Source organism: Bacillus sp. N447-1, from assembly GCF_022701035.1.
Lineage (GTDB): Bacteria > Bacillota > Bacilli > Bacillales > Bacillaceae_G > Bacillus_A > Bacillus_A cereus.
On sequence record NZ_CP065509.1, the window covers coordinates 4,562,154 to 4,587,176 of the forward strand.

Genomic DNA, 25,023 nt, shown 5'->3' on the forward strand with positions numbered 1-25,023 from the left:
TATGCTATACTATTTTTGTGAAACAAATTGCACAGAAAACTTATCATTTGTTAAAAAATAAGGTATGATGGATAAAAATAAAGTGAAGCTTTCTAAGTATAATATAATGTGGAAAGTGAAGAACTTCACGCTTTTTAAGGTGTGTATATATTTTATCTCTAGAGTGGTAGGAAAGTAGAGGGGGAAAATCATGACAAAGCTGCAACGTATTCAAAAAGTATTGGTAGCTAACCGTGGAGAGATTGCAATTCGTGTGTTTCGAGCTTGTTCGGAACTTGGATTAAAAACAGTTGCAATCTATTCTAAAGAGGATAGTGGTTCTTATCATCGCTATAAAGCCGATGAGTCCTATTTAGTTGGGGAAGGAAAAAAACCAATTGATGCTTATCTAGATATTGAAGGCATTATTGAGATTGCAAAAAGTAATCATGTAGATGCAATCCACCCTGGATATGGTTTCTTGTCAGAAAATATTCAATTCGCTAAACGTTGTGAAGAAGAAGGAATTATCTTTATCGGTCCGAAAAGTAAGCATTTAGATATGTTTGGAGATAAAGTGAAAGCAAGAACACAAGCGCAGCTAGCACAAATTCCAGTTATACCTGGTAGTGATGGTCCAGTAAATTCATTAGAAGAAGTCGAAAAATTTGCTGAAAAGTATGATTACCCGATTATTATTAAAGCATCCCTTGGGGGTGGCGGTCGTGGTATGCGTATTGTGCGTACTAGTGAGGAATTAGGAGAATCATATAATCGAGCGAAATCAGAAGCGAAAGCAGCCTTTGGTAATGATGAGGTTTACGTCGAAAAATTCGTTGAAAAACCTAAACATATAGAAGTACAAATTTTAGCAGATGAAGAAGGCAATGTTGTTCATTTATACGAGCGTGACTGTTCTGTACAACGTCGTCATCAAAAAGTTGTAGAAATTGCACCGAGTGTATCACTTTCAGATGATCTGCGTCAGCGTATTTGTGATGCTGCTGTGAAGTTAACGAAAAATGTAAATTATTTAAATGCAGGAACAGTAGAATTCCTTGTAAAAGATGATGAGTTTTACTTTATTGAAGTAAATCCACGTGTTCAAGTAGAACATACGATTACAGAAATGATTACGGGAGTAGATATTGTTCAATCACAAATTTTAATAGCTGATGGACATTCATTACATAGCAAAATGGTAGGTGTTCCGAAGCAAGAGGAAGTAGTTGTACATGGATTTGCAATTCAATCTCGTGTAACAACTGAAGATCCGCTAAATAATTTTATGCCGGATACAGGAAAAATTATGGCGTATCGATCAGGCGGTGGTTTTGGTGTACGTCTTGATACAGGAAATAGCTTCCAAGGTGCAGTTATTACACCGTACTACGATTCTTTACTTGTAAAAGTTACAACTTGGGCACTTACTTTTGAGCAAGCTGCTGCAAAAATGGAACGTAACTTAAAAGAATTCCGTATTCGTGGTATTAAAACAAATATTCCATTCCTAGAGAATGTAGTAAAACATAAAAACTTCTTATCAGGAGAATATGATACTTCATTTATCGATGCGTCACCTGAATTGTTCTTGTTCCCGAAACGTAAAGACCGTGGAACGAAAATGTTAAATTACATTGGTACAGTAACAGTAAATGGTTTCCCAGGAGTAGGTAAAAAAGAAAAACCAATATTCCCAGATGCTCGTATTCCATGTTTAAAACATTCAGAGCCAATCCAAAATGGAACGAAACAAATTTTGGACGAGCGTGGAGCAGACGGATTAGTAAAATGGGTACAGGATCAAAAACGTGTACTTTTAACGGATACAACATTCCGTGATGCACACCAGTCATTACTTGCAACTCGTATTCGTACAAAAGATTTACATCAAATTGCGGAGCCAACAGCGAGAATGTTACCGAACCTATTCTCAGCGGAAATGTGGGGCGGTGCAACGTTTGATGTTGCGTATCGTTTCTTAAAAGAAGATCCATGGGAACGATTACTAGATCTTCGTGAAAAAATGCCGAACGTTTTATTCCAAATGTTACTTCGTTCTTCAAACGCAGTTGGATACAAAAACTATCCAGATAATTTAATTCAAAAATTTGTGGAATGTTCTGCTCAAGCAGGCATTGATGTATTCCGTATTTTTGATAGCTTAAACTGGGTGGAAGGCATGAGAGTTGCAATTGACGCTGTACGAGACACTGGTAAAATTGCAGAAGCAACAATGTGCTACACAGGGGATATCCATGATCCACTGCGTAGTAAATATGATTTAAATTACTATAAAAATTTAGCAAAAGAGTTAGAAGCATCAGGAGCTCACATTTTAGGTATTAAAGATATGGCGGGCTTATTAAAACCAAATGCAGCATATGATTTAGTTTCTGCATTAAAAGAGACAGTGTCGATTCCGATTCACCTGCATACGCACGATACGAGTGGAAATGGTATATTAACGTATACGAAGGCAATTGAAGCGGGTGTTGATATCGTCGATGTAGCAGTGAGTTCTATGGCTGGTCAAACGTCACAACCAAGTGCGAACACGCTATACTATGCATTAGGTGGAAACGAAAGACAACCAGATGTTAATATAGATTCTTTAGAAAAACTATCTCATTATTGGGAAGATGTACGCAAATACTATGCACCGTTTGAAAGTGGTATGAATGCGCCTCATACAGAGGTATATATGCATGAAATGCCGGGTGGGCAGTATAGTAATCTTCAGCAACAAGCGAAGGCGGTTGGTTTAGGAGATCGCTTCGATGAAGTGAAAGTAATGTACCGCCGTGTGAATGACATGTTTGGAGATATTGTAAAAGTAACGCCATCATCAAAAGTTGTTGGTGATATGGCATTATTTATGGTTCAAAACCATCTGACAGAACAAGATGTTTTAGAGCGTGGACATGCTATGGACTTCCCAGGATCTGTTGTTGAAATGTTCTCTGGTGATTTAGGTCAACCGTACGGTGGTTTCCCGAAAGAATTACAAAAGATTATTTTAAAAGGGAAAGAGCCATTAACAGTAAGACCAGGTGAATTACTAGAGCCAGTAGATTTCGAAGCGTTAAAAGAAGAATTATTCCATAAACTTGGACGCGAAGTAACGATTTTTGATGTAGTTGCATATGCTTTATATCCAAAAGTATTTATGGATTATGAAAAAGTTGCTGAGCTTTATGGAAATGTATCTGTACTTGATACACCGACGTTCTTCTATGGTATGAGACTAGGTGAAGAAATTGATGTAGAAATTGAACAGGGTAAAACATTGATGGTTAAACTAGTATCAATTGGAGAACCTCAGCCGGATGGAAATCGTGTCCTTTACTTGGAATTTAACGGTCAACCACGTGAAATTATCGTGAAAGACGAGAGTGTAAAAGCAACAGTTGCACAACGTGTGAAAGGAAACCGTGAGAATCCAAATCATATTAGTGCAACGATGCCAGGAACGGTAATTAAAGTAGTTGTAAAAGAAGGCGATGAAGTGAAAAAAGGCGATTCTATGGCAATTACAGAAGCGATGAAAATGGAAACGACAGTTCAAGCGCCGTTCAATGGTAAAGTGAAGAAAGTATATGTTAACGATGGTGATGCGATTCAAACGGGTGATTTACTTATTGAATTAGATCACTAAAATAAAAAAAGAGCTGTGTAAAATACAGCTCTTTTTTTATTGCAAAAAATCCCTTGCCGAATTGGCAAGGGATTTTAGTTTTAAATTATTTTGTTTGTTTAGAAGTTAATTCGGCTTCTTTTGCATTCACTTTACTTCTTGTTCCTAACATAACTAAATAGCATAGTACGGCAAACAAGCAAGAAATGAATAGAGAATGTAACAATGCCATTGCTAAACTAGCGTTTGTAAATACAACTAAAACTCCTACTACAGCTTGAAGTGTAACAAGGATAAATGAAATGATCCATCCCCAATATACGACAGGTTGCTGTTTGTAATGGCGAATAGCGAGAATCATCGCGTATAGTATCCAAGCGAAAATTAACATCGCTGCAACTCTATGGCCCATTTGAACCCATTCATGTAGTTGAGTTGGCATAGGTCTGTTTTTGCTACATAAAGGAAAGTCTGGACAGGCTAAGCTAGCTCGTTCGTGACGTACTAAAGCACCTGTGTAGACGACGATATAACTGTAAATTGTTACACCATAAATATGAAATTTCATTTTTTTGTCCATAATAAGTGAACGTGCATCAAATTTTTGGTCAATTTCAAAGATAAGACACGTTAATAAAATGACAGAAGCAAATGAAATTAAGGAAATACCGAAGTGGATAGCAAGTACAGCTGGCATTTGGCCCCAAACAACTGCTGCTGCTCCCATTAATGCTTGTGCAACTAAAAATACGAAGGATAAAATTGCTAACGTTTTTGTTTCACGCACATGTTTATAATATTTCCAGGACAAAATACAAAGGAGAGTGACAAGAATTCCAGCTGATCCGGATGTTAATCGGTGGCTAAGTTCAATAATAGTTTCCATTGATAAATTAGATGGAACAAATTCACCGTTACAAAGTGGCCATGATTTACCACAACCTTGACCAGAACCTGTTTTTGTAACTAAAGCGCCTCCTAATAAAACTATTAATAAATCAAGGCTTGTAATGACTGCTAACCATTTAATAAAGCGTTGCAATCTCTTTCACCATCTTTCTGCTATGAAGTTATTGCGAAATATTTTCATTCCATTATGTATAGAATAAAACGCGCTAGTTCCTATGATATATAAAAAATAATAAAATAGCAAAGAAATGGAGGGGGAAGGAAAGGGGGAGAAAATAGGTGTAAAAACAGGGTTCATAAGGAAAATTTTAGGTGAAAAATCGGCTATTTTGAAAAGAAATGGGGAGAATACGTGTTAAATAAGACAAAATAGTTTATTATAGAAGGTAACATCATGTTATGATAAGGACAAGTCAGAATGAAGTTTTTTATATTCGACACAAAAAGTTCATGTTTTCTTCACAAAATGTTCGGGAAATATGATTTAATATATTGGAGTATGGGCGTAGATTAGTAGTAGAATGGGTTAACAATGTTTCTACTGTAATAATATTGCTATATAGAAGCGAATTATTTCATTTGAAATATGCGCAAAAAGAAAGATGAAAGTTTTAAGAGGGGGTTAGAGTGATGAACCATGCAACAAGTGAGCTGCATGATGAGTCCGCTGTTACAAGTGTACCGGAAACAACTCGGTTACAAGATTTAAAAGCACTCGTTAAAATGGGGATTGTAAACTCAAATACACTTACTGTATTTACAGGATTTTGGTTGGCATTACACTTTAATGGATTAAGTGTAATGGACAATCTGGATAAGTTATTCTTTACAATCGTTGGTTCTGGATTAGTTATGGCAGGGGTATGTTGTTTAAACAACTACATTGATCGAGACATCGATCCATTAATGGAAAGAACAAAGACCCGTCCAACGGTTACTGGAAAGTATAAACCAGGATTTGCACTTACATTTGGACTAGTCATATTACTTCTTGGTTTTGTATTTTTATTATTAACAACACCAATGGCAGTCTTAATGGGATTTATTGGTGCTTTCACATATGTTGTTCTATATAGTTTATGGACAAAGAGAAAGTATACACTAAATACTGTTGTAGGTAGTATATCTGGTGCAGTTCCTCCTTTAATTGGATGGGCAGCAATCGATCCATCTTTAGGCCATCCAATTGCTTGGATGTTATTTTTAATTATGTTTATTTGGCAAATCCCACATTTCCTTGCATTAGCAATGAAACGTGTTGATGAATATCGAAATGCAGGAATTCCAATGCTTCCTGTAGTTCATGGATTTGAAATTACGAAACGCCAAATTATGATTTGGACAGTATGTTTATTACCACTACCATTTTATATGAGTGGACTAGGGATAACATTTATGGTAATTGCAACACTGCTTAACATCGGATGGATCGTTTTAGGATTTTATGGCTTCCGTAAGAAAGATGACATCAAATGGTCCGTGCAAATGTTTGTTTATTCCCTAAATTATTTAACAATCTTATTTGTATCAATGATTGTAGTTACATTCTTCTAAGACAACGACATAATTGGATTTCTTTACGTTGAGATTTACTTTACTTAACTATAAAGTACAATCTAATTCACAAGGAAAGTGGGGGTTGTTTGTATGAAGAAACAGTGGCGACTGCTTTCGTTCGTTTCACTGCTGGCTTTACTGTTAGGGGGATGCGGTAAAGCCTTTCAATCTACTTTAATTCCGCAAGGAGAAGTAGCAAAAATGCAATATGATTTACTTCTACTGGCGAGTGCAATCATGGTAGGAGTAGTACTAGTAGTTACTATTATTTTCTTATATGTAATTGTGCGTTTCCGACAAAAGAAAGGTCAGGAAGATTATATTCCAGAGCAAGTTGAAGGGAATCACAAGCTAGAAATTATATGGACAGTTATTCCGATTATTCTTTTACTAATCTTAGCTGTTCCAACAGTTACATATACATTCAAACTTGCTGATGTAAGTGCGATGGAGAAAAAGAATATTGATAAAGATACTATCGTTGTTGATGTAACAGCGAATCTTTATTGGTGGGAATTTTCTTATAAATCAGAAAAGATAGTAACTTCGCAAGATTTGGTCATCCCCACAGGTAAGAAAGTGTATTTAAATTTGAAGGGTGCCGATATTAAACACTCATTTTGGGTTCCATCTTTAGCAGGGAAAATGGATACAAATACAGACAATGTGAACAAAATGTGGTTAAAGGCAGATAAATCGGGCACTTATAATGGTTTTTGTACAGAATTTTGCGGCCCATCACATTCTTTAATGCAATTTAAAGTGAAAGCTTTAGATGAAAGCGAGTACAAAAAATGGCTTGCTGATATGAAGAAGATTGATGGGAAGAAAGAAGTAGCTTCAACAAAGGCGCAAGAGGGCCAAGAAATATTTAATAAAAGCTGTATTGGTTGTCATGCAGTTGGATCTAATGATAGTAGACCACCTTCCGCTCGTATCGCACCAAACTTAGCAAACTTTGCGGATCGCGATATGGTTGCCGGTATTGCCGAAAACAATGAAGAAAACTTAAAAAAATGGCTGAAAGATCCTGAAAATATGAAGCCAGGAAACAAAATGACTGGCAAATATGGCAACTTAACGGATGATCAAATTGATGCATTAAATGCATACTTACAAACGTTAAAAGTTGAAAAGTAAAGAGGGATTATTCGCGAAGGGGAGGTTGAAAACGTGAGTTCTGTAGCAAAAAAACAGGGGATGGGTGCTGTCATATGGGATTATTTAACGACAGTAGACCATAAAAAGATTGCCATTCTCTATTTAATTGCAGGTGGATTGTTTTTTGTAATAGGCGGAATAGAAGCTCTATTTATTCGCCTTCAATTAGCGATTCCTAACAACGCTTTTCTTGTTGGGGATGCTTATAATCAAGTATTAACGATGCACGGTACAACAATGATTTTCCTCGCAGCTATGCCACTCGTGTTTGCATTTATGAACGCCGCTGTACCACTTCAAATTGGTGCACGTGATGTAGCGTTCCCGTTTTTGAATTCACTCGGATTTTGGTTATTTTTCTTTGGTGGAGTATTTTTAAATTTAAGTTGGTTTTTAGGTGGAGCACCTGATGCAGGATGGACATCTTATGCATCTTTAGCTTTAGCCTCTAAAGGTCATGGTGTTGATTTCTATGTACTCGGCTTGCAAATCTCAGGTATTGGTACATTAATTGGAGGTATTAACTTCCTTGTAACCATTATTAATATGCGGGCGCCAGGAATGACGTACATGCGTATGCCGATGTTTACATGGACGACATTTGTAACATCTTCGCTTATATTATTCGCTTTTCCGCCGTTAACTGTAGGATTAGGACTTTTAATGTTAGATCGTTTATTTGGAACAAGTTTCTTTAATCCGGCATTGGGCGGGAATACAATTATATGGGAGCATTTATTCTGGATTTTCGGTCATCCAGAAGTATACATTCTTATACTCCCAGCTTTCGGAATATTCTCAGAAATCTTCGCGACATTTTCGAAAAAACGATTGTTTGGTTATTCATCGATGGTGTTTGCGACTGTATTAATTGGATTTTTAGGATTTATGGTATGGGCGCACCATATGTTTACTGTTGGACTTGGTCCAGTTGCTAATGCTATTTTCTCGGTCGCAACAATGGCGATTGCGGTTCCAACTGGTATCAAAATATTCAACTGGCTCTTTACAATGTGGGGCGGAAGTATTCGTTTTACGACACCAATGATGTGGGCAGTAGCTTTCATTCCATCATTCGTAATGGGTGGAGTTACAGGGGTTATGCTAGCATCTGCACCAGCTGATTATCAATTTCATGATAACTATTTCGTAGTAGCGCATTTTCATTATGTAATCGTTGGCGGTGTTGTATTTGGTTTACTTGCAGGAGCTCATTATTATTGGCCACTGATGTTTAATAAAGTATTAAATGAAACATTAGGAAAGATAACGTTCTGGCTATTCTTTATCGGCTTCCATTTAACGTTCTTTATTCAGCATTTCCTTGGCTTGATTGGTATGCCACGCCGTTACTACACATATCTTGAAGGGCAAGGGTTGGAAATGGGGAATATGATTAGTTCCATCGGAGCGGTGTTTATGGCTCTTGGAACGATTGTTCTTCTATTCAATGTAATTAAAACGACAGTATCAAAAGAAAAAGCTGGTCGTGATCCGTGGGATGCACGTACATTAGAATGGACAATGCCAGCACCGACACCAGAATATAACTTTAAACAATTACCATTTGTTCGCGGATTAGATCCGTTTTGGATTGAAAAACGTGAAGGTAATAAAGAGATGACAGCAGCGGAACCAGTTGGTGATATTCATATGCCAAATCCTTCGTTTTCACCATTTGTCATTTCTTTCGGATTGTTTATAGCGGCATTTGGTGCGATGTATATGCAGGGCGGAAAAGATAAGTTCTGGTTATTAGTAGCAATTATTGGTTTAATCATTACATTTGGCGCAATGTTCCTACGTTCAGTAATTGATGATCATGGGTATCATATTCATAAAGAAGATTTAGAGGATAAGGGGGGCAAGGCATAATGCATGTAGATGAAAAATTAACGAATGAAACATTTCCAGCAGAGCCTGAAAAAGCAACCCTTGAAGGGAAAAATAAGTTTGTCGGTTTTTGGTTATTTCTTGGAGGCGAAACAGTGTTGTTCGCTTCCTTATTCGGAACATATTTAGCGTTAAAAAATTCTACAAATGGTGGACCAACATCTCAAGAGATGTTCCAAATGCCACTCGTTTTCATTATGACGATGCTTTTATTAACGAGTAGCTTAACGAGTGTATATGCGATGTATCACATGAAAAACTTTAACTTTAAGAAAATGCAGCTTTGGTTACTAGTAACAGTATTGCTAGGTTTAGGGTTTTTAGGGTTTGAGATATATGAGTTTTATCATTATACACATGAATTTAAGCATACTATGAGAAGTAGTGCGTTTGGCTCTGCGTTTTATGCTCTTGTTGGTACACATGGACTCCACGTATTGTTTGGGTTATGTTGGATTCTAACATTAATCTTTAGAAATGCGAAGAGAGGTCTAAATTTATACAATGCACCGAAGTTTTATGTTGCATCGATTTATTGGCACTTTATTGACGTAGTTTGGGTGTTTATTTTCACTGTAGTATATTTAATGGGAATGGTGGGATAAACAATGGCGATAAAGCAAACGAATAATCCTAAAGTTGATCTTGTTTATCGGAAGAGAAAAAGTGCGGAGGAAATGAGGCATCAAGTTATTACGTTTGCATTAATGATTTTTTTAACATTAGTTGCATTTGTAGCGGTGGCGTATCCAAAAACTTTTAGTCCGATTTTCTCTGTACCGTTTATTTTACTATTAGCAGTGGTACAAGTAATTTTTCAATTGTATTATTTTATGCATATGAGTCATAAAGGACATGAAGCAGCAAGTTTCTTTCTTTACTCTGGTCTGCTAATAGGGTTAATTACAATTTTAGCTTTTATGACAATCGTGTGGATTTGAAAAGTGAAAAATAAGGGAGCTTGTGTTGTCACAGCTCCCTCTTCATATTATGAGATAACCTTACGAAGGTAGGTGTGAAAATGAGTAACTTGTGGATATTTGGTTTTCAGGCTTTATGGAGTCCAATCTTTTTATTATTTATGCTTTCGATTCTTATTGGGTACTTCTTAATTATTGGGCCATATAGAATGCGATTTGAAAATGCGACGAAGGTAAGTAAGAAGCAAATTTTTTATTTTACGACTGGTATTGTTCTTTTGTATTTTGTAAAGGGAGGGCCTATTGATTTAATTGGCCATATTATATTTAGTGCTCATATGTTTGAAATGGCAGTCATGTATATTGCAGTTCCACCGTTACTGTTGCTTGGTATACCAATTTGGTTATATCGTTACATTACTTCTTTTAAGTTTGTTCAAATTATATTAAAGGCATTTGCTAAACCGCTTATTGCGTTATTTGTATTTAACGGCCTGTTTTCTTTTTATCATTTACCAGTTGTTTTTGATACGGTAAAACAAAGTCAAATAGCTCATCCTATTTGTCTCGCTATATTGTTTTTTACAGCAATCATGATGTGGTGGCCGATGTTAAATCCATTACCAGAATATCAAACATTAAGTGATATAAAGAAACTTGGTTATATGTTTGCTAATGGCATATTATTAACGCCTGCTTGTGCGTTAATCATTTTTGCGACAGCCCCGTTATTTGCAACGTATACGGATCCGGCTGCTTGGATGAAAGCGATGGAATTATGTGTACCAGCGGGCACTTTATCAGATTTAAATATAACGGGACCAGAATTTTTGCACTGGATGCCAGTCGTACAAGACCAGCAAACTGGTGGTATCATAATGAAAATTGTCCAGGAAATAGTGTACGGTACAATTATAGGCTATGTATTCTTTAGATGGGCACGTAGAGAACGTGAAAAGGATAAGGAGCAGTTGCAACAATTGCCGCCGTATTTACAGACTAAGTAAAAAAAGTGTATGGGATTCCATGCGCTTTTTTTACTTAGTTTTAGCTACCTTAAAAAGATTGAATCTTCTAATTTTTTATGTTAAATTAGTGTAGGCGTGTACTAAAAGTGGAGATAAAATTTACTACTAGCTTTCATGCGTAATAATTCCATATGTAGTGCAAGTTTTTTAGAGAGTTACAAATATATATTGTTATCTTTAATAAACACGAACTATTTTAAGGGGGAGTTTAAATGGGTAGTAGTGGAAGTATGGTAAAGCCGATTAGTGGTTTTTTGACAGCACTAATTCAATATCCAGTACCAGTAGTAGAATCGCGTGCAGACATTGATAAACAAATTCAACAAATCATAAAAACAATTCATTCGACCAAATCAGGTTACCCTGGTTTAGAATTGATAGTATTTCCTGAATATAGTACACAAGGGCTCAATACAAAAAAATGGACTACAGAAGAATTTTTATGCACAGTGCCTGGGCCAGAAACAGACTTATTTGCTGAGGCATGTAAAGAATCTAAAGTATATGGTGTTTTTTCAATAATGGAGAAAAATCCTGATGGTGGAGAGCCATATAATACAGCAGTTATTATTGATCCACAAGGTGAAATGATTTTGAAGTATCGTAAGCTAAATCCTTGGGTGCCAGTCGAGCCTTGGAAAGCTGGAGATTTAGGCTTACCTGTTTGTGATGGACCTGGAGGAAGTAAATTAGCTGTTTGTATTTGTCATGATGGCATGTTCCCTGAAGTAGCTCGTGAAGCGGCCTATAAAGGTGCAAATGTCTTAATTCGTATTTCTGGATATAGTACACAAGTTAGTGAACAATGGATGCTAACCAATCGTTCAAATGCATGGCAGAATTTAATGTATACATTGTCGGTAAACTTAGCGGGTTATGATGGCGTATTTTATTACTTTGGTGAAGGACAAGTATGTAATTTTGATGGGACTACTTTAGTACAGGGACATCGAAATCCTTGGGAGATTGTTACTGCTGAAGTATATCCAGAACTAGCAGATCAGGCTAGATTAGGATGGGGATTGGAAAATAATATATATAATCTAGGTTCAAGAGGATATGTAGCAACTCCTGGTGGGGTGAAAGAAAATCCATATACGTTTGTAAAAGATTTAGCTGAAGGTAAATATAAGGTTCCTTGGGAAGATGAGATTAAAGTAAAAGATGGATCTATTTATGGATATCCAGTAAAAAAAACGATTCATTCTTAGGGAAGGGAAATAAAACAAGCGCATCATATTGATGCGCTTGTTTTTGTTAATCAATAATTTGAAATTCTTTTAACTCTTTTTCGACATTTTGTAGGAGTTGTTCGCTTTTTTGAAGTACATTCGTTGGGAAAGTCTCATCATCACCATATTCAACGCCGTGAGGATAATAATGTTTTCCTAATAAGGGGGGAAGTAGTTTTACTTCAGCGTGTCTACTGCCAATGTCACCTTCAACAGCAACTCCTTGCACTCGTAAATAATAAACATCCTTTAATATTTCAAATTTATAATCGTATGTAACTCGCTCATAATCCCACTGTCCGGCAAGTACGAAGTGGTTGTTTTCCATGATTTCAGTTAAAAGAGTTAATTCAACGACGGCTCCATTAAATTGCGTATTTGTAAATTGCATATAATACCTCCTTTTTTAATGTTACACCATTATTTTTATAATAGTATGAATAATAAGAAAGTGCAATTCATATTGAGAGAAAAGGGATAATCCAGACTTTTTTCACAAAAATATGATATAGTGAAAAGAGTACGGTACACACAAAAAGAAAGAAAAGGATTTGTGTATATCTCAATTTTATGTTTTGTTCAGGAGGTATATCGTTTGAAGAAATTATTGCGTATCGTAATGATTACATTTTTAATTTTAGCTGTTGATTTATACGGGAAATTACTCGTTTCACAATATATATTAACCCCATCTCAATCAAAGCAAGAAAATAAAATTGTGAAAAAGAAAAAGCAAATTAAGGAAGACTCCTCAGACACTGTTTTAAATATGATTGGTGAAGACTCTGAAAACTTATTAGCGAAGTGGGGAGAACCCTCTCGAATAGAGCCATCTGCATACGGATATGAATGGTGGGTATACAACCAGGATTTAACTCAGTATGTTCAATTTGGAGTTTCTGAACGTAAAGTTGTAACGGCATACGCAGCTGGTGAACAAGTTAAGGTTCCACCTTATTATATAAATGAAAAATATGAAGAAGTATATAAAAAAAGTCCGCTTTCGCATGAAATTTCATTAAAAAGAGGGAAAAATAGTTATCAATTTGAGCTATCTGATACCGAAGTCATGGAACAACCGTTAATACCTGTAGAAGATGGATGGGCGCAATTGTATTTTGATCAATTTACACATGAGCTTATTGGTGTTCGTTATATGGATGATGAAACTTTATTACGCCAAAGACCGTATCAGCTCGTTTATTCAGGTGAATTAATAGCAGAACAACCATTGACTCCAGAAAAAATAAAACAAGTAGAAAATGGGAATATGCAACAAATTTTTGATTTAACAAATATCATTCGAAGTCGTCATAAATTACCATTATTAACATGGGATCAGGAAACAGCAGATGTTGCTGTTGGTCACAGTAAAGATATGAAAGACAATAATTATTTTTCTCATGACTCACCTACATTAGGTACGCTAGGAGATCGTTTGCAGCGCGGGAAAGTAGGATTTCAACTTGCTGGTGAGAACATAGCGGCGCAACATAGTGATGGAATTGCGGCAGTGCAAGGTTGGTTAAATAGTGAGGGGCATAGAAAGAATTTATTAAATGAACAATTTACAGGATTAGGTGTTGGTGTATACGATAAATTTTATACACAAAACTTTATTCGAAAATAAAGTGAAATTGTAAGCGGTGGGGTGTTAACATCACCAAATTAGTTACTTCGTATTCACTGAATTGTAGGTGGGAATCTGACCGTATGCAAATAGCAGAAAAAAAGGTGCATGAATCGTCTAAAAATAGGCGAACCATGCGCCTTTTTTTTCTTACTATATAGTAGATATACATGGAGAGGTGAGGATTATGCCAACAACAAAAGGACCGTTACATCCATCGGTTCAACAGTTTAAAGAATTTGTAAACCATCACCCTAAAATGGTTCATGAGGTTAGAAGTGGTCATAAAACATGGCAACAATTTTATGAAGAATGGTACTTACTTGGTGAAGAAGATCCAATATGGGCAACTTATAGACCGGATGGAGCGCCTGCGTTTTCTTCGGTAAAAGAAAATAAAAAAGAAAAAGATAATCGAACTGAAGAGGAAAAAACTGCTGATGTGATGGGGCAAATGCTTTCTTTTTTTAAAAAGTTGGACGTGGAACAAATGCAGAACCATTTAGCCAATGTGACGAGTGCAATCGGGAGCGTGCAACAAGTTATTCAGCAATTTCAAGGTAACCGTACGCAACAAGAGCAAAGTACTTCAGAAAATAACCCATTTTTCTTTCAAAAGGATTAGGGGGAAAGATGATGAGAGCAGAAATTATGGAGTTTATAATGGCTGATGAGGATTTATCTCGCTATATTAGAGAGCAACCGTACTGGTATAGAAAATTAACACGAAATCCTGAAGAAAAAGAGGCTTTTGAGTTAGCGGCGATGCAACATTTCAAAAAAACAATACCAGATAAAGTGGAAAAGTTTCAAAATCAATTGGCCGTTGCTTCGATCATGATTGATATGTTTCAGTATATGAAGCAACAAAATGCAACCTAATTGGAAGTGAAAAATATGTCCGTCATGCAGAACTTTTGTTACAATAGAGGTTGATTATTTAAAAAGGAGTTGCAGCATGACGGAAATTTGTTTAGTACGACATGGACAAACTGATTGGAATTTTCAAGAAATTATTCAGGGGCGAGAAGATATTCCGCTTAATGAAGTTGGTAAGAAGCAAGCGAGTCAGAGTGCAGCTGCTTTACAAGAAGAAACGTGGGATATCATTATAAGTAGCCCGTTAATTAGAGCGCAAGAAACGGCTAATGAAATTGCAAAGACAGTTGGATTACAATCGATTTTATTAGATGAGCGATTTGTTGAACGGAATTTTGGAGAAGCTTCAGGGAAGCCGGTTGCGGCTGTTAGAGAGTTGATTGCTGAAGGTAAAGTAGAAGGTATGGAGCGAGATGAAGAGATTGTAGCTCGTTGCTTTGCTGCTTTAGAAGATGTTGCGACAACTCATTTTGGCAAACGTATTATTATTGTTGCTCACTCACACGCGATAAAAGCGATTTTACATGCCATTGAACCAGATGAAATTACATTTAAGACACCATTAAAAAATGCGTGTATTAGTTATGTGAAACAAAATAGTGGAAAGTGGGATGTTCTTAAATATAATATAGCGGAACATATTAATGTATAAGTGTGTACGGATATAGTGTAAAAATAGTTTCATTATATCTTTCTTTTGAGTAAGTCACTTCAATTAGTAGTTCTAATCTAAATGTGGTATGATGGATACTCGGAGGTGTCTCTCATGATTGTAGCGACGCTAGAAAGCGTATTAATATTAGATAAGGCAGAGCAGCTTGCAAAAGCGATTATCTGTTCAGATATAGCAGAAGATTATCGTAAGTATTATAGAGAATTACATGAAGATATGGAACTTCAGACGCTCATTCAGCAATTTACAGCGATGAAAGAACGGTATGAGGAAGTACAGCGTTTTGGAAAATACCATCCTGACTATACTACCGTGTCAATGAAAATGAGAGAATTAAAGCGTTCTGTGGACTTACATGATAAGGTTGCAGCTTTTAAAAGAGCAGAAACTGCTTTGCAGAAGTTATTAGACGAAGTTAGTGTAGCAATCGGTTCGGAAGTGTCTTCTTCCATTAAAGTGCCAACAGGAAATCCATTCTTTGATGCTGGTGGCTGTGGTGGAGGTTGTGGTACTGGCGGAGGTTGTGGTTGTAAAAAAACGGGGTGATGTACCCCGTTTTTTAGAAGTTGGAAGAAAACGTATACAGAGTTTGTCCTGTAATGTTATAAATTTCTGATTGGTTTTCATAGAATATAAAATATATGTTTTTAAAAGGAGAAGATGGAGAAGATTATGTTCGGGCAACGACAAAGTATGATTGTTTATTTACATTCATTGAAACATGCCAAGATTTTAAGGAAATATGGTAACATACATTACATATCAAAACGATTAAAATATGCTGTAGTATATTGTGATATGGAACAAATTGAGCATATGATGCATAAGTTGAACAAACTTCCTTTTGTGAAAAAGATAGAACAGTCGTATCGCCCGTATTTAAAAACGGAATTTGAAAATTCCCGTCCTGATCGAGCAAAAGAATACGATTATAGCTAATAGAAAAAATCCCCGGCTAAATTTAGCCGGGGATTTTTCACTTGGAATAACGTGTTATTTCATCGGAGGAATGAAATTGTTCATTCGTAAAATACCAATTAAATGATTAAAAAATAGTTCTTTTTCTGGGAAAGTTGTAGATGGTTTTACAGTAAAGGTAGCCACTTTTTTTCCGAGTTGTTCTGCCGTTTCTTCAAATAAAATGACACGTTTACTTTTTTTATTTTCAAATACAGGAATGCCTTCACGACATATGTATAATGGTTGGAAATCACCAGTAGTAGTTGGTTTTAATATTACAACAAGCGAACATACTTTTTTATCGTTTTTTATCGTTTCAAATTGTAACATATGTGCTATACGTTCTTGATTTGTTTTGGCAATTTCAAGTAATTCATATAAATCAGAGTAGCCTTCTCCGAGTTCTATAAAGCGTTGAATCATATCTTTTCCTCCTCTTTCTTTTACTGTACCATTTCACTTTTTAAATGAAAAGCACACAAAGAAAAAAACCCTGCATAGCAGGGCCCTTCTTATACTAGCATGTACTAGTAAGAAGGCAAAGGGAGAGGAGAAACCGGAGGAAGAACTTATGGGGAAACGTAAGTCTTCTCCGCGGTTGGCAACAACATCGAAGGTGATGTTGTTATAATTATTTATGTCCAATCTAAATGAAGATATACATAATGAAATTAAATTTTATGTTGGGCTTTTTATTTTTCTTTTTTTTATTTTGTGATAGGATAAAAAAGATAAAGTGGAACTAATATACATATTGGGTTCATATTAGTGAATGATGAGATGAATACATAAAAATAACGAGAGGTTATTTGAGGCCGAGTTTTCCTATAGTTAGGTGAATGTGGTTTGTTAACGGTTACCGAAGTGGGAATGGCTTTCTATAATCGCTCGATAGATTGAAATAAAGGTAGTGACAACAGATGAGAGTAGTTTCAGGAAAATGTAAAGGACACCCACTTAAAGCGGTTCCTGGTAATACAACACGTCCAACGACAGATAAAGTAAAAGAATCTATTTTTAATATGATAGGTCCTTATTTTGATGGTGGTATCGCCCTTGATTTATTTGGTGGTAGTGGTGGTCTTGGAATTGAGGCTTTGAGCAGAGGGATTGATAAAGCAATTTTTGTTGATCGGGATAGTAAAGCGATAAAAGTAATTCATCAAAATTTAGAAAGTTGTAGAGTACAGGAACAAGCTGAAGTATATCGAAATGATGCGGAACGTGCAGTAAAGGCGCTAATAAAACGTGAAATGTCATTCGATCTTATATTGATAGATCCTCCATATAAAGAGCAAAAAATTGTATCTTTAATTAGTATAATGGATCAACATGGATTGCTACATAGTGATGGATTAATTATGGCAGAGCATGGTAATGATGTAGTTTTACCTAATTCAATAGGAAGGCTTGTAAAAGTACGAGCTGAGAATTATGGGATTACTGCAATATCGATTTATAAGTATGAAGGTGAGGGGACAGAATGACAAGTATAGCTATTTCTTCAGGAAGTTTTGATCCAATTACCCTTGGGCATCTGGATATTATTAAAAGGGGAGCAAAAGTATTTGATGAGGTGTACGTAGTCGTTTTAAACAATTCATCAAAAAAACCATTCTTTTCAGTTGAAGAGCGATTAGAATTAATTCGAGAAGCGACAAAGGATATCCCGAATGTAAAAGTAGATTCGCATAGTGGGCTATTAGTAGAGTATGCAAAAATGCGTAATGCAAATGCAATATTACGTGGTTTACGAGCAGTTTCTGATTTTGAATATGAGATGCAAATTACTTCTATGAATCGAAAATTAGATGAAAATATTGAAACATTTTTTATTATGACAAACAATCAATATTCATTTTTAAGCTCGAGTATTGTAAAAGAAGTTGCGAGGTATGGAGGAAGTGTAGTAGATCTTGTACCTCCTATTGTAGAACGTGCTTTAAAAGAAAAGTTTCAAACCCCGTTAAAGTGAACGGGGTTTTTCTTTATATGTGCGCAAAAATAATAAAATAACATATAAGTATAGACAAAATAATGTGAAAATTGGTCCGTAATGTATAAAAGATGTCCAAATTTCATGTAGTATAGAAGGATGCTCGGATAAAAATACAGGAATATCTTTTGGCATAGGCGAGAAAGAACTCACTTTCTCATAAAATGGTGTCCAAAATACAAATGTAAAAATAGGGGCAAGAATACTTTGAATAATTCGTGCGAAAAAATAGGGTTTAAATCGGATATCTGTTTCAGCTAATATGCTAGCAACTTGTGCCTGAATAGAAAGACCACTAAATGCTAAAATGAAGCTTGTTACCATAGCTTGTTGTAAGAGCGGTGTTTCATTTATTTGACTAATCATTTGGCTTCCGAGTGTCATTTCGAAAATACCTGATAATATAGGTATACTAAAATCTGTACTTAGTTGGAAGAATGATAAAATATGTTGCATAATAAAAGAAAGAGTTGCTGTAATGTGAAATACAGTAATCATTTTATTTAACACAGAGAATAAAATAATAAATCCGCCAATCATAAGTAATGTTTGAATAGAAGAAACAATGGCATCCCCAAGTAATTTACCAATTGGTCTTTTTTCTTGTAAGCGTGTCTCGTGAAGGATTAAAAAAGGGTTTTGAAAGCGACGTTTTTTTGTAGTGTGTGTATTAATTTTGTAAGCGGTATTATCGCCGTAAAAACGCATAATTAATCCGACAGCAAAGTTACTGAAATAATGGGCAGCGGCTAATATAATTCCTAATTTCGGATTATTAAAAAAACCGATAGACACAGCACCGAAAATAAAAAGTGGATTAGAAGAATTTGTGAAAGAAACGAGGCGCTCCGCTTCAATCTGAGTTAAAAGATTGCTTTTTCGTAGTCTAGCGCTTAATTTGGCGCCTGCAGGGAAACCAGAAGCCATTCCCATCGCCCAAACAAATCCGCCTATCCCTGGAACGCGAAAAAGTGGGCGCATGAGTGGTTCTAATATAACGCCAATAAATTTTACAACACCGATACTAATTAGAAGTTCCGCAATGATGAAAAACGGTAGTAGTGAAGGGAATACAACTTCCCACCATATATTTAACCCGCGAATAGAAGCTTGCAAAGCGGCTTGGGGGTGGAGTACAAGAGAAAAGGTTAAAAATAGCGTTGATATGGTAAGGAAAGCGGTTTTCCATTTTTCATACATGTAAGTAAATCCCCCTTTGTCCCAAAAAACGTTCATTTCAGTATACGTGGATACGTAGTGAATTTAGACCATAAGTATGAAAAAGGAATGAAAAAAATTAAAGGGTGAGAAAAATGAAAGAACCAAAGATTGGTTTAGCACTTGGGTCTGGAGGAGCGAAAGGGTTTGCTCATATTGGTGTAATAAAGGTTTTAAGGGAAGCGGGTATCCCTATTCACATGATTGCAGGAAGTAGTATGGGGGCGCTAATAGGTACGTTTTATGCGGCAAGTAGTAACGTTGAAAGATTGTATAAATTGGCATCTGTTTTTAAGCGGAAGTATTATTTAGATTTCACGGTACCGAAAATGGGATTTATTGCTGGAAAACGTGTCAAAGATATGATTAAAATGTTTACATATAATAAAAATTTAGAAGAGTTAGATATCCCGACGGCTGTTGTGGCTACTGACATATTGAAGGGGGAAAAAGTGGTTTTTACAAGTGGGCCAGTTGCAGATGCGGTGAGGGCTAGCATATCTGTTCCTGGAGTGTTTGTACCAGAAAAAATAGATGGAAGATTATTAGTGGATGGTGGAGTCATTGATCGCATCCCAGTATCGGTTGTGAAAGAGTTAGGGGCCGATATTGTTATCGCTGTTGATGTATCTCCAATTAAGGTAAATGGCGATGTTACGTCCATTTATGACGTAATCATGCAAAGTATTGAAATTATGCAGCATGAGCTTGTAATGAATCGGCAAATTGCATCGGATTTAATGATGCGACCAGCTGTAGAGCAATTTAGTTCACGTGCTTTTACAAACATTGAAGACATTATTCGAGTTGGAGAAGTAGAAGCAGAAAAACATATTTCAAATATTTATTTATTAATTGAGCAGTGGAAGGAGAAACATAATGTTTAAGCGTTTTCGGTTTATATATGCAATCTTAATAGGGGTTATATTGGCGATGTTACTTGTTTACGTACGTTTACCGTATTATATAACAAAACCAGGAATGGCTGCCAAATTAGAGCCTTATGTTCAAGTTGAGGGTGGAACGAAAGAATCTGGTGATTTTATGCTTGTTACGGTTTCAATGGGACCAGCAAATGTGGTGAATTTAATAGCGGCACAGTTTAATAAATATACACATATTTCGAAAGCGGAAGAAATATTGCAAAAAGGTGAGAGTGATGAAGAATATCAATTTCGCCAAAATTATGCGATGAAAGATTCACAAAATGCAGCGATTTATAATGCATATAAACGTGCAAATCGCTCAGTATCTTTTGAAAATAAAGGTGTATTAGTTGCTGGTGTGGCAAAAGGAATGCCGTCAGAAGGAAAGCTTAAGCTTGGTGATGTTATTATAGCTGTTGACGGAAAAACATTTGAAAAGACGGAGCAATTTATTGAATATATGACAGGGAAAAAAGAAAATGATGCTGTAAGTATTGAGTACATGAGAAATGGAAAACAATTGAAAGAGAATTTAAATGTAAAGACGATTCCTAATGGGAATGGACGTGTCGGTATAGGTGTTTCTATCGTTACGGAAAGAGAACTAGTGGTCGATCCGAAAGTGAAAATTAATTCTAATGAAATTGGTGGACCATCCGCAGGTTTAATGTTCACATTAGAAATATATAATCAACTTGTGGAAGAAGACTTAACGAAAGGACATGAAATAGCTGGAACAGGTACAATTAATGAAAAAGGAGAAGTGGGCCCGATTGGTGGTATAAATCAAAAAGTGGTGGCTGCTAGCGATGCTGGGGCTGAAGTGTTCTTTGCGCCAAATGAAAAAGGTGCGGAGAAATCGAACTATAAAGATGCACTTGAGACTGCAAAGGATATTAAAACAAAAATGAAAATTGTACCAGTGGATACGCTGGATGATGCGTTAACATATTTAGAAAAGATGGATAAGGAAAAAACCTCTCTGAAATAGAGAGGTTTTTTATAGGAATTTTGTAGTTGTTTCATCATAGCGAATAGGATGGTGTGTTATATCCTGTTTTAATAGTTGTGTGCGTAACGGTTCGTGCATGATGGAGAAATATACAGAGTTTGCTTTTTTCTCTATATCTAAAGCGGCATGGTCGAATGTTTTTGTATGAGTAAGGATTGGAAGTTCGATTTTTTTCTTATTTTTTGAAAGGTAAGTTTGTCCTTTTTGTGACATGCCTAGCAGGCGAATATATGGTGCGTGTTGTTCTATATTTGCGCTACGTATATCCTCTTTTGTTGTGTTTGTTAAAATGTGTGTACAAGCTCTTTGTAATCTAGTCCATGTATAACGTTTTGTTTTTAATGCTTCCATGAATGAATAGAAGGAGGAACTGTTTTGTATTTTTGATAAAATACGATGCTCTAAACCTTCTTCTATTTCATATATATGTCGTAAGTCCTCTGGAGACATCGTCATGAGTCTATATTTAAAAAATGAAAAGTATTGTTCCCAATTATGTAATATCCCGTAGTTTTGTTTGTAATTTGCTAAAAGCGAAGTGGTTGCCTGTGGGAGAAAAGGTTCAATTGTTGTAAATGATCCTTCTTCGCTAAAGAGTTGTTTTCGGATGCTTGTCGCGCTTGCAATATGTTGGTCATTAAATGTTTCATCATGATAATGAGAGGCAAATCTTTTTATAGTTTGAGCTTGTATAGAGCTATTTTGTGACAGAATTGCTTTCATATATTGGAAGCCTAAAATATTATTTGGTTGTGACATATCTATGTTTTTTTCAGATGTTAAAATGTGTGAGAAAGCATCCGATGTTGCTTTTGCATAACTATTACCAGCGTCCATGAATTGTTTTACAAGGCAGTTAAAAGTCTCTTCTTCGTTTTTTTGTATGGAGATGGTATTATAAAAATTTTCGATTTGTCCATCCTCACTACCGAAACAAATTTCGGAAACACGTAGGGCATTTAAAATGGAAATAGCACCATTTGCGAAGGTTTCAGCCTTTTGTGTTGCAAAGACGTATGGAAGCTCTACAACAAGGTCTACGCCGTTTGCTAAGGCCATTTTAGTGCGATACCATTTGGAAATGAGTGCGGGCTCACCACGCTGTAAAAAAGGACCACTCATAACGGCAATTATTATATCGGATTGTGTTAACTTTTTTGTCTGTTGCACATGATAAAGATGACCGTTATGAAAAGGGTTATATTCAACAACAATACCACCAGCTTTTATGGTAATCTCTCCTTTCGATGTAGCATCTTTTTGAAAAACGTGATACTCTATATATTATTTACTATGATGACTTCATTATAGTGTAAAGAAAAAACTTACACTATAAATGCATTATACCACTTATACTGTGGGGTTTAATCCTCTTGTTTTTCTTCACTGACCACTTTTTGACCACATCGACCACTTTTTAACACATTTCCTAGCATTTCAGTTACCTCAATTTGACGTTCTTCATAAACATCAGTATAAATATTTAAAGTTGTAGAAACATTTGTATGACCAAGTAATTTTGAAACAACCTTTGCATTTGCACCAGAATCGATTAAAATAGTTGTAAACGTTCTTCGGATATCGTGGAATCTAATATACGGTACGTCAATTGCTTCGCATAAAGCTTTCATTTGGTAACGTATCGTATATGGATGCACGATTTTTTTATTTCTTGTACAAATCAATAGGTCGAAAGAATTATCTTTTTTATGACATTGATATTCTAACAGCTCTCCCATTAATTCTTCAGTCATTGGAATCATACGATTAGATGCTTCGGTTTTTGTCTCACCTAATTCATACTTACCATCTACAAGCGTTAATGTTCTTTGTACATGAATAGTCTTGTTTTCGAAATTAATATCATTCCACTGTAAAGCTAATACTTCACCGATACGCATACCTGTATGCAAAGCTAAAACGAATGCAATATAATAGCTTCCTTGTATTTTTGCATACTCCATAAACTTCATTGCTTCTTCAATTGTCCAACTAGCTTGCGCTTTCTTTTTAACTTTTGGCCGCTTTGCTTTCTTAGCAGGATTAGAGTTAATCATTTCTAACTCTACGCCTTTATCTAGGATTTGTTTTAACATAACATCAACGGATGAAATGTATTTTGTTGTTAAACCCTCCTTAAGTAGCTTCTGGTGGAAATTATGCACTGTTAGAGGTTTTATATCAGATAGTCTCTTTTCGGCAAATTCAGGGTTGACACGTGAGCGTAGAATACGTTTATATTGATACAACGTTGATGGTCTACATGATGCTTCTTTCTCTTGCATCCAGATTTCTACGAGCTGAGAGAAGCGAATATCACTATTCTCATAATCCCCATTTGCTAAATCATTCGTTACTCTAGCCACTTCTTCTTGAGCAGCTTTCTTTGTTTTAAACCCACCTTTAGTGATTTGTTTTCGTTTACCTGTGATAGGGTCTTTGCCGATGTCCATAGTAAAAGACCACTTCTCACCACGTTTACGAAAGTATGCCATGATTTTTTCACCTCGTCATAGTCGTTTTCTAGATACAAGTTGTGATATGTGGTATGTGGTATAAGAAATGATAGCATGTAAGCCTAATTTCTGTAAAAGGAAATATATATAGGGTATTAACGTAAAGAAATATAATCTTTAAAAAAGTTAAAAATGGTTAATTTTGCAGGGTTCTGTGCATATTAAAAATAATATCTATATAAAAGAACAAAATTGCCATATTGACACTATTGGTAATGGAGGAGATAATTGTGATGAGGAGGATGGACAATATGGTTAAGTTGATGAGACAAGATAGTGAATTACTTTTAAAATTATCTGCAGTTTCAATGGGATTGTCTATGTCTGTGGCGAAATTGGCTGCTTACAAACGAGAAATATTATTGGATGCTAAAAGAGAAGTGGATTATTTTGAATTACTTAAGCAGTCATACATTGCATCTTATGAAGATGATATTAAATATTCTGAAGAATTTTCTGGAGTTTCCGCTGAGGCAGATGATATGGAGATGGAGATGATTTTACGGGATGGCTTCTAATGTTAAACGAGGGGATATATACTGGGCAGATTTGAGACCGGTCGAAGGCTCCGAACAAGGGGGCACTCGACCGGTTTTTGTCATTTCTAATAATCTTATGAATAAGTTTGCGAGTGTTGTAAGTGTAATCCCGATGACCAGAGGGCATGAGAAAACTAAAAGAACAATTTTTAATGTTCCATTTGCAATTGCCGATGCTAATTTGGACCTAGAATCAATTAAAAAGTTAACAGACTCAGGTCATCATTTCAGCATAAAACAAGATGGTTTGTTTCTTTGTAATCAGTCTCGTACAATAAGTAAAAATAGATTATTAGGTAAGATTGGTAGATTTAACGAGGATACATATAAAACCTATTTATATAGAATAGAAAATGCA

At 35.7% G+C, this 25,023-nt stretch carries 25 protein-coding genes and 1 pseudogene; 20 read left to right on the forward strand and 6 right to left on the reverse strand.

Translation table 11 applies throughout. The features are described 5' to 3' along the window. The first annotated feature begins 190 nt into the window (after positions 1-190). The gene (pyc, locus tag IQ781_RS23400; RefSeq protein ID WP_000164087.1) at positions 191-3,637 is read left to right on the forward strand and encodes a pyruvate carboxylase; all 3,447 of its coding nucleotides are present in this window, start codon (positions 191-193) and stop codon (positions 3,635-3,637) included. An 85-nt stretch (positions 3,638-3,722) separates the two neighbouring features. Here pyc and ctaA read toward each other — a convergent pair whose 3' ends face one another. Continuing rightward, positions 3,723-4,658 carry a heme A synthase gene (gene ctaA / locus IQ781_RS23405; protein ID WP_001188743.1) on the reverse strand — a complete coding sequence of 312 codons (936 nt, stop codon included), beginning with the start codon at positions 4,656-4,658 and terminating at the stop codon, positions 3,723-3,725. Between the two features lie 497 nt (positions 4,659-5,155). On the opposite strand from ctaA, the gene ctaB reads away from it, so the two are divergent. The 7 genes from ctaB (at position 5,156) to IQ781_RS23440 (ending at position 12,295) form a co-directional block, all read left to right on the forward strand. After that, positions 5,156-6,079 carry a protoheme IX farnesyltransferase gene (gene ctaB, locus IQ781_RS23410; RefSeq protein ID WP_001015058.1) on the forward strand — a complete coding sequence of 308 codons (924 nt, stop codon included), beginning with the start codon at positions 5,156-5,158 and terminating at the stop codon, positions 6,077-6,079. A 93-nt stretch (positions 6,080-6,172) separates the two neighbouring features. Continuing rightward, complete coding sequence (coxB, locus tag IQ781_RS23415; protein WP_000745268.1) at positions 6,173-7,222, forward strand: cytochrome c oxidase subunit II; 1,050 nt, start codon at positions 6,173-6,175, stop codon at positions 7,220-7,222. Between the two features lie 60 nt (positions 7,223-7,282). After that, positions 7,283-9,118 carry a cytochrome c oxidase subunit I gene (gene ctaD, locus IQ781_RS23420; protein ID WP_153579316.1) on the forward strand — a complete coding sequence of 612 codons (1,836 nt, stop codon included), beginning with the start codon at positions 7,283-7,285 and terminating at the stop codon, positions 9,116-9,118. Further along, positions 9,118-9,741, forward strand: a complete 624-nt coding sequence (gene ctaE / locus IQ781_RS23425; RefSeq protein WP_000557861.1) for a cytochrome c oxidase subunit III — start codon at positions 9,118-9,120, stop codon at positions 9,739-9,741. Before ctaD ends, ctaE begins: the two co-directional genes overlap by 1 nt. A 3-nt stretch (positions 9,742-9,744) precedes the next feature. After that, positions 9,745-10,077: a cytochrome c oxidase subunit IVB gene (gene ctaF / locus IQ781_RS23430; RefSeq protein ID WP_000985706.1), complete on the forward strand. Its 333-nt coding sequence runs from the start codon at positions 9,745-9,747 to the stop codon at positions 10,075-10,077. An 80-nt stretch (positions 10,078-10,157) separates the two neighbouring features. Further along, the gene (gene ctaG / locus IQ781_RS23435) at positions 10,158-11,063 is read left to right on the forward strand and encodes a cytochrome c oxidase assembly factor CtaG (RefSeq protein WP_000069023.1); all 906 of its coding nucleotides are present in this window, start codon (positions 10,158-10,160) and stop codon (positions 11,061-11,063) included. A gap of 233 nt (positions 11,064-11,296) precedes the next feature. Next, complete coding sequence (locus IQ781_RS23440; RefSeq protein WP_000535802.1) at positions 11,297-12,295, forward strand: formamidase; 999 nt, start codon at positions 11,297-11,299, stop codon at positions 12,293-12,295. Between the two features lie 46 nt (positions 12,296-12,341). On the opposite strand, the gene IQ781_RS23445 is transcribed toward IQ781_RS23440, so the two are convergent. After that, complete coding sequence (locus IQ781_RS23445) at positions 12,342-12,707, reverse strand: YugN family protein (protein WP_001160952.1); 366 nt, start codon at positions 12,705-12,707, stop codon at positions 12,342-12,344. A gap of 204 nt (positions 12,708-12,911) precedes the next feature. Here IQ781_RS23445 and IQ781_RS23450 point away from each other — a divergent pair, with 204 nt between their 5' ends. From IQ781_RS23450 to IQ781_RS23475, 6 genes are all read left to right on the forward strand, one after another. Then, the gene (locus tag IQ781_RS23450) at positions 12,912-13,946 is read left to right on the forward strand and encodes a CAP domain-containing protein (RefSeq protein ID WP_000735375.1); all 1,035 of its coding nucleotides are present in this window, start codon (positions 12,912-12,914) and stop codon (positions 13,944-13,946) included. A 187-nt stretch (positions 13,947-14,133) separates the two neighbouring features. Continuing rightward, positions 14,134-14,571: a YlbD family protein gene (locus IQ781_RS23455; protein WP_001143346.1), complete on the forward strand. Its 438-nt coding sequence runs from the start codon at positions 14,134-14,136 to the stop codon at positions 14,569-14,571. A gap of 11 nt (positions 14,572-14,582) precedes the next feature. Then, positions 14,583-14,828, forward strand: a complete 246-nt coding sequence (locus IQ781_RS23460) for a YlbE-like family protein (RefSeq protein WP_139846724.1) — start codon at positions 14,583-14,585, stop codon at positions 14,826-14,828. A gap of 76 nt (positions 14,829-14,904) precedes the next feature. Then, entirely contained in the window at positions 14,905-15,477 is a 573-nt protein-coding gene (locus IQ781_RS23465; protein ID WP_000134946.1) for a histidine phosphatase family protein, read from the forward strand. A gap of 114 nt (positions 15,478-15,591) precedes the next feature. Then, complete coding sequence (locus IQ781_RS23470) at positions 15,592-16,044, forward strand: YlbF/YmcA family competence regulator (protein WP_000634366.1); 453 nt, start codon at positions 15,592-15,594, stop codon at positions 16,042-16,044. A gap of 126 nt (positions 16,045-16,170) precedes the next feature. Beyond that, a complete protein-coding gene (locus IQ781_RS23475; RefSeq protein WP_002082261.1) occupies positions 16,171-16,437 on the forward strand; it encodes a YlbG family protein in 267 nt (88 codons plus the stop codon). A gap of 54 nt (positions 16,438-16,491) precedes the next feature. Here the strand turns inward: IQ781_RS23475 and IQ781_RS23480 are convergent, their stop codons facing one another. Then, a complete protein-coding gene (locus IQ781_RS23480; RefSeq protein WP_000616017.1) occupies positions 16,492-16,881 on the reverse strand; it encodes a DUF7147 family protein in 390 nt (129 codons plus the stop codon). Positions 16,882-17,378: 497 nt separating this feature from the next. Between IQ781_RS23480 and rsmD the strand changes: the two genes are divergently transcribed. Next, entirely contained in the window at positions 17,379-17,945 is a 567-nt protein-coding gene (gene rsmD, locus IQ781_RS23485; RefSeq protein WP_001266978.1) for a 16S rRNA (guanine(966)-N(2))-methyltransferase RsmD, read from the forward strand. After that, positions 17,942-18,433 carry a pantetheine-phosphate adenylyltransferase gene (gene coaD, locus IQ781_RS23490; protein ID WP_000200601.1) on the forward strand — a complete coding sequence of 164 codons (492 nt, stop codon included), beginning with the start codon at positions 17,942-17,944 and terminating at the stop codon, positions 18,431-18,433. Before rsmD ends, coaD begins: the two co-directional genes overlap by 4 nt. Here the strand turns inward: coaD and ylbJ are convergent. Next, the gene (gene ylbJ / locus IQ781_RS23495; RefSeq protein ID WP_139846725.1) at positions 18,425-19,654 is read right to left on the reverse strand and encodes a sporulation integral membrane protein YlbJ; all 1,230 of its coding nucleotides are present in this window, start codon (positions 19,652-19,654) and stop codon (positions 18,425-18,427) included. The two genes, coaD and ylbJ, sit on opposite strands and share 9 nt — an antisense overlap. Before the next feature lie 113 nt (positions 19,655-19,767). Between ylbJ and IQ781_RS23500 the strand changes: the two genes are divergently transcribed. Continuing rightward, positions 19,768-20,559 (forward strand): patatin-like phospholipase family protein, encoded by a 792-nt coding sequence (locus IQ781_RS23500; RefSeq protein ID WP_000662588.1) that lies wholly within the window; start codon positions 19,768-19,770, stop codon positions 20,557-20,559. Further along, entirely contained in the window at positions 20,552-21,589 is a 1,038-nt protein-coding gene (locus IQ781_RS23505; protein ID WP_000476281.1) for a SepM family pheromone-processing serine protease, read from the forward strand. Before IQ781_RS23500 ends, IQ781_RS23505 begins: the two co-directional genes overlap by 8 nt. Positions 21,590-21,598: 9 nt before the next feature. Here the strand turns inward: IQ781_RS23505 and IQ781_RS23510 are convergent, their stop codons facing one another. Continuing rightward, positions 21,599-22,780 carry a nucleotidyltransferase gene (locus IQ781_RS23510; protein WP_063220783.1) on the reverse strand — a complete coding sequence of 394 codons (1,182 nt, stop codon included), beginning with the start codon at positions 22,778-22,780 and terminating at the stop codon, positions 21,599-21,601. 194 nt (positions 22,781-22,974) lie between these two features. Then, entirely contained in the window at positions 22,975-24,105 is a 1,131-nt protein-coding gene (locus IQ781_RS23515) for a site-specific integrase (RefSeq protein WP_242808161.1), read from the reverse strand. A 254-nt stretch (positions 24,106-24,359) separates the two neighbouring features. Between IQ781_RS23515 and IQ781_RS23520 the strand changes: the two genes are divergently transcribed. Together IQ781_RS23520 and IQ781_RS28490 are read left to right on the forward strand one after the other, a co-directional pair. Further along, entirely contained in the window at positions 24,360-24,644 is a 285-nt protein-coding gene (locus tag IQ781_RS23520) for a hypothetical protein (protein WP_242808162.1), read from the forward strand. Next, positions 24,634-24,945 (forward strand): annotated as a pseudogene (locus IQ781_RS28490) (type II toxin-antitoxin system PemK/MazF family toxin); the annotation flags it as partial. The gene IQ781_RS23520 and the pseudogene IQ781_RS28490, both read left to right, overlap by 11 nt. Positions 24,946-25,023: the final 78 nt, after the last annotated feature.